The following is a 13065-nucleotide window of genomic DNA, read 5'->3' as shown; positions in this document are numbered from 1 at the left end:
CTGGACAGCCCGAACGCTCGAGCTATCCGCGATGTTGAATCTCTGACGGCTGCCGCTGCAGCACATCGTTTTCGATATTTTGCAGCCCATCTCAGCGCTTGTTCTGCAAGGCGGTTCCGAGCACCTGCAGGTACGCCACCAGAGCATCCATCTCGGTCTTGCCCTTGACCGCGTCGTCGGCAGCCGCGATGTCCTCATCGCTATAGGGCACGCCCAGAGCACGCAGCGCTTTCATCTTCGTGGCGGTGTCCTTGCCGTCCAGAGTGTCTTCTACCAACCAGGGGTAGGACGGCATCTTCGACTCAGGCACGACGTTGCGCGGGTTGTAGAGATGCGCACGGTGCCAGTCGTCCGAGTAGCGACCACCGACGCGAGCCAGGTCCGGGCCAGTACGCTTGGAGCCCCACAGAAACGGGTGGTCATAAACGCTTTCGCCGGCGACCGAATAATGCCCATAGCGCTCGGTTTCGGCGCGGAACGGACGGATCATCTGCGAATGGCAACCCACGCAGCCTTCCTTGATATAGATGTCGCGGCCTTCCAGTTGCAGTGCGGTGTAAGGCTTCATGCCCTCGACCGGCTCGTTGACCACGTCCTGGAAGAACAGCGGAACGATCTGGGTCAGGCCCCCGATGCTCACTGCAAGGATCATGAAGAGGGTCAGCAGGCCGACATTCTTTTCGAGTATTTCGTGCTTCTTCATAGTCGGCTCCTTAGGCGATCTGCGCGGCGGCTACATATTCGGCCGGCTTGGAGGCGCTTACAGTGCGCCAGGTGTTGTAGGCCATCAGCAGCATGCCGGCGAAAAAGATCGCGCCACCGATCATCCGCACCACGAAACCTGGATGGCTGGCTTCGAGCGCTTCGACGAAGGAGTAAGTCAGGGTGCCGTCTTCGTTGATTGCACGCCACATCAGGCCCTGTGCGATACCGTTGACCCACATCGAAGCGATGTAGAGCACGGTGCCGATGGTGGCCAGCCAGAAGTGGGCGTTGATCAGCCCGATGCTGTGCATATGCGGACGGCCGAAGACTTTCGGGATCAGGTGATACAGTGCGCCGATCGAAACCATGGCGACCCAGCCGAGCGCGCCGGCATGCACGTGGCCGATGGTCCAGTCGGTGTAGTGGGAGAGGGCGTTGACGGTCTTGATGGCCATCATCGGACCTTCGAAGGTCGACATGCCATAGAACGCCAGTGACACGACCAGGAAGCGCAGGATCGGGTCGCTGCGCAACTTATGCCAGGCGCCCGACAGGGTCATCATGCCGTTGATCATGCCACCCCAGCTTGGCGCCAGCAGGATCAGCGACATCACCATGCCCAGGCTCTGCGCCCAGTCTGGCAGCGCGGTGTAGTGCAGGTGGTGTGGCCGGCCCAGATGTAGACGGTGATCAGCGCCCAGAAGTGAACGATCGACAGGCGATAGGAATACACCGGACGCTCGGCCTGCTTCGGCACGAAGTAGTACATGATCCCGAGGAAGCCAGCGGTAAGGAAGAAGCCCACGGCGTTGTGGCCGTACCACCACTGGACCATCGCGTCGGTCGCACCCGAATACAGCGAATAGGATTTCATCGCCGTAACCGGTATCTCCAGGTTGTTGACCACATGGAGCAGGGCGACGGTGAGGATGAATCCGCCGAAGAACCAGTTGCCGACATAGATGTGCTTGACCTTGCGGGTCGCCAGGGTGCCGAAGAACACGATTGCGTAGGACACCCAGACGATGGTGATCAGGATATCGATCGGCCATTCGAGCTCGGCGTATTCCTTGGAGCTGGTGAAGCCCAGCGGCAGGCTGATTGCCGCCAGCAGTATCACCAGTTGCCAGCCCCAGAACGTGAACGCCGCCAGCTTGGGTGCAAACAACGTGGTCTGACAGGTGCGCTGGACGGAATAATAAGAGGTTGCAAACAATGCACAGCCACCAAAGGCGAAAATCACCGCGTTGGTGTGCAAGGGGCGCAAGCGGCCGAAGCTGGTCCAGGGCAGGTCGAAGTTGAGAAACGGCCAGGCCAACTGCGCTGCGATGAAAACGCCGAGCCCCATCCCGACGATTCCCCACACCACCGTCATGATGGCGAATTGGCGGACCACCTTGTAGTCATAGGCGGTACTGGTTGCTGTGTTCATGTATGGGCTTCCATCCACGGTAATGAGCATGTTTTGTTGTTGCGGTGAGCAGACATTTCTTTCACGGGTAAGCGGGGGCAAGGATGGGGAAAGGGCATATGGCCGGTATTGACGCTGATCAATACTCGCAAGGCGGTGAAATTCCGTTCATGAGGGCTGATCAGCCGCCGGGCGGGGCTTTCGCCAGCTTGATCCTGGCCCATGGCGCGGGTGCGCCGATGGACAGTGATTTCATGCAGAAGATGGTCGAGGGGCTTCTGGCATGCGGTATTGCGGTCTTTCGCTTCGAGTTCGCATATATGGCCGAACGGCGAGCGACCGGACGCAAGCGTCCACCGAATCCGCAGGCGCAGCTGTTGCAGCAATGGCGTGAGGTGTATCAGTCGGTGCGACAGCAAACCGCAGGACGTTTGGCTATCGGAGGCAAGTCCATGGGCGGTCGAATGGCGAGCCTGCTGGCCGATGAGCTGGCGGTCGATGCGCTGGTCTGTCTGGGTTACCCGTTTTACGCCGCGGGCAAGCCGGAAAAGCCACGTGTAGCGCATCTCGCCGAGCTGCGCACGCCGACATTGATCGTTCAGGGGGAGCGGGATGCACTGGGCGATAGGAATACCGTTGCCGGCTATTCCCTATCGCCGACAATTCGTCTCAACTGGATGGCTGCCGCGGACCATGACCTCAAGCCGCTGAAGCGCTCGGGGCTGACTCACGAGCAGCACCTTCAGAGCGCCGCGCAGGTCGTTGCCGCGTTCTTGCGTCAGCCTTGATTTGCCCTGCCTGCTACAAAGCAAACGCCCGCTGCAGCGGCGCTGCGAGCGGGCGTTGTCTGAGCGTTGCCAAGCCGGTTCAGCGGTTGAAGCGCTCCACCAGGGTGTACTGCGATTGTGCGGTTGCGGCCAGGTCCTCAGAGAGCAGCGCTGAGCTCTGGGCGTCTCCGGAGGTCTGATCGGCGAGGCGGGCGATATTGCTGACGTTGTGGCTGATTTCCTCTGCGACCGCACTCTGCTGCTCGGTCGCAGAAGCAATCTGCGAGGTCATATCGATGATGCGTCCCACTGCCGTGCTGATGCCTCCCAGTGCCTTGTCCGCATCGATCACCCGTTCCACGCCACGGCTCGCCTGTGCACGACCCTGCTCGGTCGTTTCGACCGCCTGGCGCGCCTGCAGCTGGAGCTTTTCGATCAGCTGATGGATCTGGCCTGTTGCGGCACCGGTACGTTGGGCCAGTTGACGGACCTCGTCGGCTACGACCGCGAAGCCGCGACCGCTCTCCCCGGCGCGGGCCGCTTCGATCGCCGCATTGAGCGCGAGCAGATTGGTCTGGTCGGCAATGCTCTTGATCACGTCGACGACGGTACCGATTTCGTCACTGTTCTGCGCCAGTGCGGATACCGCATCGCCGGTTTCCGTGACCGCGTGAGCTAGCAGTTCGATGGCTTTGCGCGTTTGGGCGCTGATTTCCTGGCCCTGCGCGGTCAACTGGCTGGCTTGCTCGGTCGCCTCGGCTGCCAGCGTGACGTTGCCTGCAACCTCCTGAGTCGTCGCGGCCATCTGGTTGATGGCCGTGGCGACCTGCTCGGTTTCGTGATGTTGACGAGCCAGCCCGTCCGAGCAGCTGTGCGCGAGCTCATCGGCCCGCTTGGCCTGCTGCTGCAATTGCACGGCGCTGTCCTGCAGACGAGTGAGGCAGGTTTTCAGACGGGCATGCTCGCTGAGCATCGCCATTTCCAGGCGCGCTTCGACGCCCTGGCTGTCGGTATACATGCGAGCAATCAGCGGATCGCTCATCGATTGCTCGGCCAGGCGCACTAAGCGGTTCACTCCGCGCATCTGCCAATGGCGGCCGGCGAGGCCCAGCGGTACGGAGAGCAGCGCAGCCAAGGCGAAGCCCCACATGTGGTTGAGCCAGTAACCGACCATGAACCCGATCTGGCTGGTGAGAATGAAGGGCAGCCAGTTGGCCGCCAGGGGGAGCCATTTCTCCCGACGAGGCACGCCGCTCTTGCCCGCGTTGAGACGCGCATAGAGCGCTTCCGCACGCTGGATCTGCTCGCGGGTGGGTTTGGTGCGGACCGATTCATAGCCGATGACCTGGCGTTGCATGTCGACCACCGGCGTTACATAGGCGTTGACCCAGTAGTGGTCCCCATCCTTGCGTCGGTTCTTGACGATTCCCATCCAGGGTTTTCCGTCCTTGAGCGTTGCCCACATGTGAGCGAACACGGCGGACGGCACGTCCGGGTGGCGGATCAGGTTGTGCGGAGAGCCGATAAGCTCGCTATGCTCGAAGCCGCTGACTTCCGCGAAAATGTCGTTGCAGTAGTTGATCTGGCCTTTCAGGTCCGTAGTGGAAATCAGCCGCTGCTGGTCGGGGAACGCATATTCGCGCTGGGTGATGGGCTGGTTGTTTCGCATGAGATACGCCTGCAGTTCGAGGGGCTTGGTGCGTGTTTTCAAGACGTGGTGTGGTCAGGTGACCGGTATGTTTTGCTTAACGGCAGGCATTCCGATTAGTTGATTATCGACCGACAGATGGACGTCCGTTGCAAAGCAAAACGCCCGCCGCCGCAGCGCTGCGAGCGAGCGTTTTGGTGATGTGAGGCGCACGCTTCAGGCTGTGATCAGCTGCCGCAACACGTAATGCAGGATGCCGCCGGCCTTGAAGTATTGAACTTCGTTTAGGGTATCGATGCGGCAGAGCACCTGGAAGTTGTCCCTCGAGCCGTCTGCGCGCTCCACATCCACGGTCAATAGCTGACGTGGCTTGATATCCTCGCCCAGGCCGCGGATCGAGAGTTTCTCGTTGCCGGTCAGGCCCAGCGATCGCCGGGTCTGATCGCCCACGAACTGCAGCGCCAACACGCCCATGCCGATCAGATTGGAACGGTGGATGCGCTCGAAGCTTTCGGCGATCACCGCCTTCACGCCGAGTAGGTTGGTACCCTTGGCCGCCCAGTCGCGGCTGGACCCGGTGCCGTATTCCTTGCCGGCGATCACCACCAGCGGCACGCCTTCAGCCTGGTAGCGCATCGCCGCGTCGTAGATCGACATGCGCTCTGCGCTGGGTTGATGGAGGGTCTCACCGCCTTCTTCGCCGCCGAGCATCTCGTTTTTGATACGGATGTTGGCGAAGGTGCCGCGCATCATCACTTCGTGGTTGCCCCGGCGCGAGCCGTAGGAGTTGAAGTCTTCGGGCTTCACGCTCAGTTGCTGCAGATACAGTCCGGCTGGCGAACTGGCCTTGATGTTGCCGGCTGGCGAAATATGGTCGGTGGTAATCGAGTCGCCAAACAGCGCCAGGATACGTGCATTCTCGACATCCTTGGGCGGCGCGGGCGGTTGGCCGATGTCTTCGAAGAATGGCGGGTTCTGCACGTAGCTGGAGTTGTTGTTCCACTTGTAGGTATCGCCAGCGGTCACGGCAATCGACTGCCAGTGCTCGTCGCCGCTGAAGACATCTGCATAACGGGTACGGAACATCTGCCCATCGATCTTGGCGACCGCTTCGTTCACCTCGGCGCTGGTCGGCCAGATGTCTTTGAGATAGACGGGCTGATTCTGTTCGTCGTAGCCGAGCGGTTCCTTGTCCATGTTGATCCGGGTCGTCCCTGCCAGGGCGAAGGCGACTACCAGCGGCGGCGATGCCAGCCAGTTGGCCTTGACCAGTGGATGCACGCGCCCTTCGAAGTTGCGGTTGCCGGACAGCACCGAGGAAACGATCAGGTCGTTGTCGGTGATGGCCTGGCTGATGGCCTCGGGCAGCGGGCCGGAGTTGCCGATGCAGGTGGTGCAGCCATAGCCGACCAGGTTGAAGCCGAGTTGATCCAGGTAGGTGGTCAGGCCGGCGCGTTCCAAGTAGTCGGTGACCACCTTGGAGCCGGGTGCGAGCGAAGACTTCACCCAGGGCGCACGCTTCAGGCCCCGCTCGAGCGCCTTCTTCGCGACTAACCCGGCGGCCATAAGCACGTTCGGATTGGAAGTGTTGGTGCAGGAGGTGATCGCCGCAATGACCACCGCGCCATGCTTGAGGCCAAAATCCTCGCCTGCCACGGGTACAGAGCTGCCGGCCTGCTGGGTCTTGCCGCTGGTTTCTAGCAGCAGGTCGAAGCTGGCGCCGATATCGCCCAGCGATACCCGGTCTTGCGGGCGCTTGGGACCGGCGAGGGATGGCTGTACCTGGCTCAGGTCGAGCTCCAGGGTGGCGGTGAAGACCGGGTCCGGCGAGTTGGTGTCGCGCCACATGCCCTGGGCCTTGCTGTAGGCCTCGACCAGGGCGATGCGGTCCTCGTCGCGCCCGGTCAGGCGCAGGTAATCGATGGTGATTTGATCAACCGGGAAGAAGCCGCAAGTGGCGCCATATTCCGGTGCCATATTGCCGATCGTGGCGCGGTCGGCGAGCGGCAGGTGGTCAAGGCCGGGGCCGAAGAACTCGACGAACTTGCCCACCACGCCATGCTTGCGCAGCATCTGCGTGACGGTGAGCACCAGGTCGGTCGCAGTCACGCCTTCATTGAGCTTGCCCGTCAAACGCATGCCGATCACTTCCGGGATCAGCATCGACACGGGTTGGCCGAGCATGGCCGCCTCCGCCTCGATACCGCCCACGCCCCAGCCGAGCACGCCGAGGCCGTTAATCATCGTGGTATGCGAGTCGGTGCCGACCAAGGTGTCCGGATAGGCGGTGGTTTCGCCGTTTTCTTCCTTGGTCCATACCACCTGGCCCAAGTATTCCAGGTTCACCTGGTGACAGATGCCGGTGCCCGGCGGTACCACGCGGAAGTTGTCGAAGGCCTGCTGACCCCAGCGCAGAAACTCATAGCGCTCGCCGTTGCGCTGCATTTCGATATCGACGTTCTGCTCGAAGGCCTTATCGCTGCCGAAACGGTCAACCATTACCGAGTGGTCGATCACCAGGTCGACCGGCGACAGCGGATTGATGCGCTGAGGGTCGGCACCGGCACGGGACACCGCATCGCGCATGGCGGTCAGGTCGACGACTGCCGGCACGCCCGTGAAGTCCTGCATCAGCACCCGCGCGGGGCGGTACTGGATTTCGCGTTCGGAGGTGTGGGTCTTCAGCCATACCGCCAGCGAGTTGAAATCATCGGCTCGCACCGTGACGTCATCCTCCCAGCGCAGCAGATTTTCCAGCAGCACCTTGAGCGAGGTCGGCAAGCGAGTGATGTCGCCCAGCTGCTTGGCCGCTTCCGGCAGGCTGTAGTAATGATAGGTCTTGCCGTTTACGTCTAGGCTTCGACGGCAATTCAGGCTGTCCAGGGATGGCATTCGTCTCTCCTTGTGCCCGCACGGTCGGGCTGATTGGGATGGGGAGCGTTATGTTGAAACTAGCCCCTGGCGGCGTGTTTCGCCACGAAACACGCCGCGGTCGTTGCCAGCGGCTATGGAACCGTACCCGGTATCTTGCAAGCGTCTGATAGGGCTATATCGGGCCGATTGATTTCCGAGTTGACTGTTCACTGGACCGGAGCACGGAGCCCGGGGTTCCCCACTCGGCTATCATGTCCGGCTTTGGTCGCAGGGCGCTTCGGCGCCATGCGCCTCGCGCCGACGATAAGGTTTATTCATGAATACATTGCTGCTGCATTGCCGCCCGGGCTTCGAAAACGAAGTCTGTGCCGAGATCAGCGATCAGGCTGCCTGCCTGGACGTGGTCGGTTACGCCAAAGCGAAACCGAACAGCGCATGCGCCGAGTTCATCTGCAGTGACGTGGGTGGCGCCGAGCGAATGATGCGCAACTTGCGTTTCTCCCGGCTGATCTTTGCGCGGCAATGGGCGAGAGGCGAGTACCTGGCCCTGCCGGAAACCGACCGCATCGGCGTGTTGCTCGAACAACTCAGTGCCTATCCGGTCTGCAGCAGCCTCTGGCTGGAAGTGCTGGACACCAATGATGGTAAGGAGCTGTCGACCTTCTGCCGCAAATTCGAGGCGCCGCTGCGCAAGGCATTGACGCAGGCCGGGCGGCTCAAGGAAGGGGCCGATGGTCCCCGCTTGCTACTTACCTTCAAGAGCGGCCGTGAGGTCTTCCTCGGCATTGCCGAAGCCGATAACAGCGCGATGTGGCCGATGGGCATTCCTCGGCTCAAGTTCCCCCGGCAAGCGCCGAGCCGCTCGACGCTGAAGCTGGAAGAGGCCTGGCATCACTTCATTCCTCGTGAACAATGGGATCAACGCCTGGCGGCCGGTATGACCGCGGTGGATCTGGGTGCTTCGCCGGGCGGCTGGACCTGGCAGCTTGTCAATCGAGATATAGAAGTGATGGCGGTGGATAACGGCCCGATGAACGAGGAACTGCTCGAATCCGGCCTGGTTGGTCATTACCGTGCCGACGGTTTTGCCTTCCGCCCGAAGCGGGCGGTGGATTGGATGGTTTGCGATATCGTTGAGAAGCCGGCGAAAAACGCCGCCTTGCTGGAGACGTGGATCGGTGAGGGCCTGTGTCGCGAGGCGGTGGTCAACCTCAAACTGCCCATGAAACAGCGCTACGCCGAGGTGAAGCGTCTGCTGGAACGCATCGCCGATGGGCTTGCCGAACGAGGGGTGAAGGCGAGTATCGGCTGCAAGCAGCTTTACCATGATCGTGAGGAAGTGACCTGCCATCTGCGTCGGCTGTGATGCGCAAGCGGGTGACCGCGCGATCTGTCTGGGCGACAATGCCGTCCTGTTTTAGGAGCCTGTTATGTCTCAATCTGCTGAACTGTCCGCCGACGCGGTGCTCGATGCCAGCGGTCTGAATTGCCCCGAGCCGGTGATGATGCTGCACAACAAGGTTCGCGGACTCGGCGGCGGCGAATTGCTCAAGGTGATCGCAACCGATCCATCTACCCAGCGCGATATTCCCAAATTCTGCGTATTTCTCGGCCATGAACTGGTGGAGCAGCAGACCGCAGAGGGGACCTACCTCTACTGGATTCGTAAGAAAACCGATTGATAGCGCCGCTCGAGTCGGGCACCTGCTGGATAGGTGCAGCCCCTCGAACCAGGCTGGAAGGTCGCGATCAGCGATGCTGTCGCAACGCGCTGCCTGCTCGGGACCTGATCGAGCGATCGCTCAAACGCAGGGCGGCAGAAACGCCAGCTGCAGCCCGACGAACACCGTCGCCAGCGCGGCGATGAAATGAATTCCCGAAGCGACTTTAGTGACGAACACCTGACGCTCGTTCAGGTCATGCGGTGGCCGTGACAGTTTCCACGAGCGATGGCCCAGCCATAGCAACAGGGCGACCACCATCAGGGTGAACACGCCGAAACTCGCGTTCAGCCAATTGAAGATTCCCTGATTGGGATCGGGCGGCGCGATGGAGCAGACTACAGCGTGCGAGCCGTACATCGTGGCGAACCAGAGGCTCCAGATGGTCAGCCCGAACGGGATCTGCATCGGATGAAAGACTGATGTGCGGCGGTACTTCATCAGGCACCTCCCCAAGCCGCCGGGAACAGAACGATCGCCGCGTAGGCACTCCAGACCACGCCCAGGTTGTAATACCAGAGCTGCTCGACCACCACCGGCTCGTAGGGCGCCTTTTTCCCCACATAGCCGTAATGCACCCGTAGCACCTGCAGCAGGGTGCAAATCGTCGCCAGGCCGCAGTGAATCAGGCTGTAGGCCAGAATCACGAAAATCACCGCGTCGTGGGCGGTTTCGGTGATCTGCAGATCGGCGCCAAGCAGCACCCACAACAACGTGCCGAATTGCACCATGCCGATGGCTGAAACCACACTCATGTTGCCGAGCAGTCCGCTGCAGTTGCCACGGCGAAGCCTCGCCGGAATCACTCGCATCCACAGCGTGCCGATCGTCAGCAGGATGGCGCTGGCCAGCATCAGCCAGCCATTGATGTCGGACTGTTCCGGTACTTGCCATTCCGGCGAAACGGTCCATAGATAGAACCAGCCGAACAGCAGCGACAGATACAGAGTACCGTTGGCCAGCAGGGTGACGCCCATGCCCCACAAGCCGGGGCCGTCGAAGGTCCGTGAATGCAGCGGCGGTTCACCCGGTTGGGTGCGCGCATCCGGCGCGGCGACGGGATGCGCGCCGTTCTCCCAAGACCAGCGGAATAGAACGATCAGCGTCGCCACGGTGGCGGCGAGGGCCAGCCAGTACGCCTTGCTCAACAGGCTCAGGCAGAGCACCGCGAGAAATACTGAGGCCACGAATGGCCACCAGCTGTTGCCGGGTAGGTGGATTACCTCCCGTACTTTGCCCGTCAAGGGGTCGGAGCCCCAGGTTTCGCGGCGCCCATGATCAATCGTCGTCAGTGCATGCTCGCCTCGGGCTATGCTGTGTGGCAGATCCGGGTCCTTCCAGAGGGGATGTCGGTCCGTGACGTCCGGCAGGCTGACGAAGTTGTACGGGCTTGGCGGCAAGCTCGTAGCCCATTCCAGTGTATCGGCGTTCCACGGGTTGGTCTTGGCCGGCTGGCCGAAGCGGAAGTGCAGCACGATATCCAGCAGGATGGTGCCGATGCCGATGGCCATGATGAAACTGCCGATGGACGAGATCAGGTTGGGAATGTCCCAGCCCAGGCCCGTGTCGTAGGTATAGACCCGGCGCGGCATGCCCAGCAGGCCGGTCCAGTGCATGATCAGGAAGGTGGTATTGAAACCGATGAAAACCAGCCAGAACCCCCAGCGACCCAGGCGCACCGAGGGCATGCGACCCGAGAAATGCGGTAGCCAGTAATACAGCCCGGCCATCAACGGAAAGAACATCCCGCCGACCAGCACGTAATGCATGTGCGCGACGACGAAGTGGGTGTCGTGTACCTGCCAGTCGAAGGGCACCAGGGCGACCATCACGCCGGTCAATCCGCCGCAGACGAAGACGATCAGGAAACCCACCAACCAGAGCATCGGCACGTGATACACCGGCTTGCCCAGCCACAAGGTCGCGATCCAGGCGAAGATCTGCACCCCGGTGGGGATCGCCACCAGCATGCTCGCTGCCGAGAAGAAGCCCAGTGCCAACGCCGGAATGCCCACCGTGAACATGTGATGGACCCAGAGGCCGAAACTCAGGAAGCCGGTGGTCAGCACGCCGAGCACTACCCAGCGATAGCCCACCAGCGGTCGCTGGCAGAACACCGGCAGCAGCGTCGAGACAATGCCTGCGCCGGGCAGGAAGATGATGTACACCTCAGGGTGACCGAACAGCCAGAACAGATGCTGCCAGAGCACCGGGTCGCCGCCCTTGGCGGTGTCGAAGAAGGGCAGGCCGGCGGCGCGTTCCAGTTCAAGCAAAATGCTGCCGAGGATCAGCGGCGGGAAGCCGAACACGATCATCAGCGCCATCACCAGAATGTACCAGGCGTAAAGCGGCATCTGATGCAGCGCCATGCCATTGGTGCGGGTGCGCAGGATCGACACCACCAGTTCGACCCCGGCGCTCACGGCGGAAATCTCAACGAAGGTGATGCCCAGCAGCCAGAAATCCGAATTGACTCCGGGCATGTGCGATGAGCTGGACAATGGCGTGTACATGAACCAACCGGCTTTTGGCGCAACGCCAAGAAACACGCTGGATAACAGGATGATGCCGCCGAACAGGTAGCAGAAATACCCCAACGAGGAGAGGCGCGGGAAAATCAGATCGCGCGCGCCGATCATTTTCGGGATGAGATAGACCGCCAACCCTTCCATCATTGGCACCGCAAACAGGAACATCATCACCGAGCCGTGCATGGTGAAGACCTGGTTGTAGACCTCCGGCTCCATCAGCACGTAGCCGGGCATCGCCAGCTGAGTGCGGATCAGCATCGCCATCAGCCCGCCGATCAGGAAGAACACACCGCCGGTGATAAGGAAGCGCAGGCCAATGCTGGTGTGGTTGACGATGGTCAGCGCGCGCCAGCCGCGCGGGTTGCCCCAGACATCGTTGAATTGGTCGTGAAGCTGATCCGGATCGGTAGACGGGGCGCTGCCCCTGAACGAAGCATTCATGGCGCGAGCGTCTCCAGCCAAGCAGCAATCTGGTCGAGGGTTTCAGGCGGTACGTCGTCATGCGCCGGCATACCATTGCCGAACTTGAGCGTCTTGTGTTCACGCAGCCAGCGTCGTAGCCCCTCGCTATCGTTTTCTATCACGCCGGCGCCCAGGCTGGGGCGACTCGCCAAGTCGGTCAGGTCCGGCGCGCGATCGCCACTACTGACGCCTGCGACGCGATGACATTGACCGCAGCGGTCGTTGAAGACCTGGCCGGCCTCACCGGGGGCGCGCTGCGTGATGCTGAGGTTCCCTCTCGCGGCGATCCATTCGCCAAAGCCGCCTTCATCGAGCGCTTCAACATGGAGTTTCATGTGCGTGTGCTGAAGCCCGCAGAACTCCGAGCATTGACCGTGAAAGATTCCTGTATGTCCGGCTTCGATGCGAATGACATTGGTTCGTCCCGGCAGCATGTCCATCTTTCCACCGAGCCGTGGTATCCAGAACGAGTGGATGACATCGGCGCTGGTGACATGCACATCCACCAGGCGGCCGGCCGGAATAATCAGCTGATTGGCCGTAGTGACACCGCTGTCGGGGTAGTGCACTTCCCACCACCACTGATGGCCGGTGACTTCAACCTTCAGCGGCTGCTCGCCTTCCACCGGTAGTGGCATCATGCTGCGGCCGGTCGGAATGCCGAATATCAGCAGCACGATAATGCTCAGGCTGGGCAGCACGATGCCGCCACCGATGACCCAGCGGCGGTTCAGCCGTATCGCTTGTTCCTCGCTGGTCTGGCGCGGCTTACGGGCCAGGGCATAGACCCAGAGCACGCTGACTGCCACCAGCACAAGGGTGGCGAAGGCGAACATGCCCCACCAGACATTCGCCACCTGGCGCGCCATGGGGCTGGCCGGGTCGAGCGTGGATAGCGGCCCGGCACAGGCGGTCAGTAAAGGAACTGACAGCGCCAGTGTGGTCC

8 protein-coding genes and 3 pseudogenes are annotated in these 13065 nt (G+C 61.5%); 3 read left to right on the top strand and 8 right to left on the bottom strand.

What is annotated here, in order from left to right; genetic code table 11:
- Window positions 1-91 precede the first annotated feature (91 nt).
- Both ccoO and ccoN read right to left on the bottom strand, forming a co-directional pair.
- Window positions 92-703, bottom strand: a complete 612-nt coding sequence (gene ccoO, locus DQ405_RS09255) for a cytochrome-c oxidase, cbb3-type subunit II (RefSeq protein ID WP_168423939.1) — start codon at window positions 701-703, stop codon at window positions 92-94.
- A 10-nt stretch (window positions 704-713) separates the two neighbouring features.
- A pseudogene (ccoN, locus tag DQ405_RS09250) lies at window positions 714-2137 on the bottom strand (cytochrome-c oxidase, cbb3-type subunit I).
- Window positions 2138-2220: 83 nt separating this feature from the next.
- Between ccoN and DQ405_RS09245 the strand changes: the two are divergent.
- Window positions 2221-2904, top strand: a complete 684-nt coding sequence (locus DQ405_RS09245; RefSeq protein WP_168423938.1) for an alpha/beta family hydrolase — start codon at window positions 2221-2223, stop codon at window positions 2902-2904.
- Window positions 2905-2983: 79 nt separating this feature from the next.
- Here DQ405_RS09245 and DQ405_RS28525 read toward each other — a convergent pair.
- The 3 genes and pseudogenes from DQ405_RS28525 to acnA all read right to left on the bottom strand — a co-directional run.
- A pseudogene (locus tag DQ405_RS28525) lies at window positions 2984-3523 on the bottom strand (methyl-accepting chemotaxis protein); the annotation flags it as partial.
- 696 nt (window positions 3524-4219) lie between these two features.
- Window positions 4220-4552: pseudogene (locus DQ405_RS28520) on the bottom strand (PAS domain-containing protein); the annotation flags it as partial.
- A gap of 195 nt (window positions 4553-4747) precedes the next feature.
- The gene (gene acnA, locus DQ405_RS09235) at window positions 4748-7423 is read right to left on the bottom strand and encodes an aconitate hydratase AcnA (protein ID WP_168423936.1); all 2676 of its coding nucleotides are present in this window, start codon (window positions 7421-7423) and stop codon (window positions 4748-4750) included.
- A gap of 298 nt (window positions 7424-7721) precedes the next feature.
- On the opposite strand from acnA, the gene rlmM reads away from it, so the two are divergent.
- Window positions 7722-8771, top strand: coding sequence for a 23S rRNA (cytidine(2498)-2'-O)-methyltransferase RlmM (rlmM, locus tag DQ405_RS09230; RefSeq protein ID WP_168423935.1), 1050 nt, complete (start codon window positions 7722-7724; stop codon window positions 8769-8771).
- 64 nt (window positions 8772-8835) lie between these two features.
- Window positions 8836-9087 (top strand): sulfurtransferase TusA, encoded by a 252-nt coding sequence (gene tusA, locus DQ405_RS09225; RefSeq protein WP_168423934.1) that lies wholly within the window; start codon window positions 8836-8838, stop codon window positions 9085-9087.
- Window positions 9088-9207: 120 nt separating this feature from the next.
- Here tusA and DQ405_RS09220 read toward each other — a convergent pair whose 3' ends face one another.
- Genes DQ405_RS09220 through coxB form a run of 3 tightly spaced genes read right to left on the bottom strand, consistent with a single transcriptional unit; the run spans window position 9208 to window position 12988 of the window.
- Window positions 9208-9567: a hypothetical protein gene (locus DQ405_RS09220; RefSeq protein ID WP_168423933.1), complete on the bottom strand. Its 360-nt coding sequence runs from the start codon at window positions 9565-9567 to the stop codon at window positions 9208-9210.
- Window positions 9567-12098 (bottom strand): cytochrome c oxidase subunit I, encoded by a 2532-nt coding sequence (gene ctaD / locus DQ405_RS09215; RefSeq protein ID WP_168423932.1) that lies wholly within the window; start codon window positions 12096-12098, stop codon window positions 9567-9569. Before ctaD ends, DQ405_RS09220 begins: the two co-directional genes overlap by 1 nt.
- Window positions 12095-12988 carry a cytochrome c oxidase subunit II gene (gene coxB, locus DQ405_RS09210; protein WP_168424045.1) on the bottom strand — a complete coding sequence of 298 codons (894 nt, stop codon included), beginning with the start codon at window positions 12986-12988 and terminating at the stop codon, window positions 12095-12097. The genes ctaD and coxB overlap by 4 nt, the downstream gene beginning before the upstream one ends.
- Between the last annotated feature and the right edge of the window lie 77 nt (window positions 12989-13065).

The sequence above is a fragment of the Pseudomonas sp. SST3 genome (assembly GCF_003325755.1).
Note: the sequence above shows the minus strand (reverse complement) of the source record. Positions and strands in the feature narration are given on the sequence as shown.

Bases quoted from the DNA above. Each gene is read 5' to 3' on its own strand.
- DQ405_RS09245 (WP_168423938.1), top strand. From the start codon at position 2,221: ATGGGGAAAGGGCATATGGCCGGTATTGACGCTGATCAATACTCGCAA.
- tusA (WP_168423934.1), top strand. From the start codon at position 8,836: ATGTCTCAATCTGCTGAACTGTCCGCCGACGCGGTGCTCGATGCCAGC.
- coxB (WP_168424045.1), bottom strand. From the start codon at position 12,988: ATGGCGCGCCAGGTGGCGAATGTCTGGTGGGGCATGTTCGCCTTCGCC.
- rlmM (WP_168423935.1), top strand. From the start codon at position 7,722: ATGAATACATTGCTGCTGCATTGCCGCCCGGGCTTCGAAAACGAAGTC.
- ccoO (WP_168423939.1), bottom strand. From the start codon at position 703: ATGAAGAAGCACGAAATACTCGAAAAGAATGTCGGCCTGCTGACCCTC.
- DQ405_RS09220 (WP_168423933.1), bottom strand. From the start codon at position 9,567: ATGAAGTACCGCCGCACATCAGTCTTTCATCCGATGCAGATCCCGTTC.
- acnA (WP_168423936.1), bottom strand. From the start codon at position 7,423: ATGCCATCCCTGGACAGCCTGAATTGCCGTCGAAGCCTAGACGTAAAC.
- ctaD (WP_168423932.1), bottom strand. From the start codon at position 12,098: ATGAATGCTTCGTTCAGGGGCAGCGCCCCGTCTACCGATCCGGATCAG.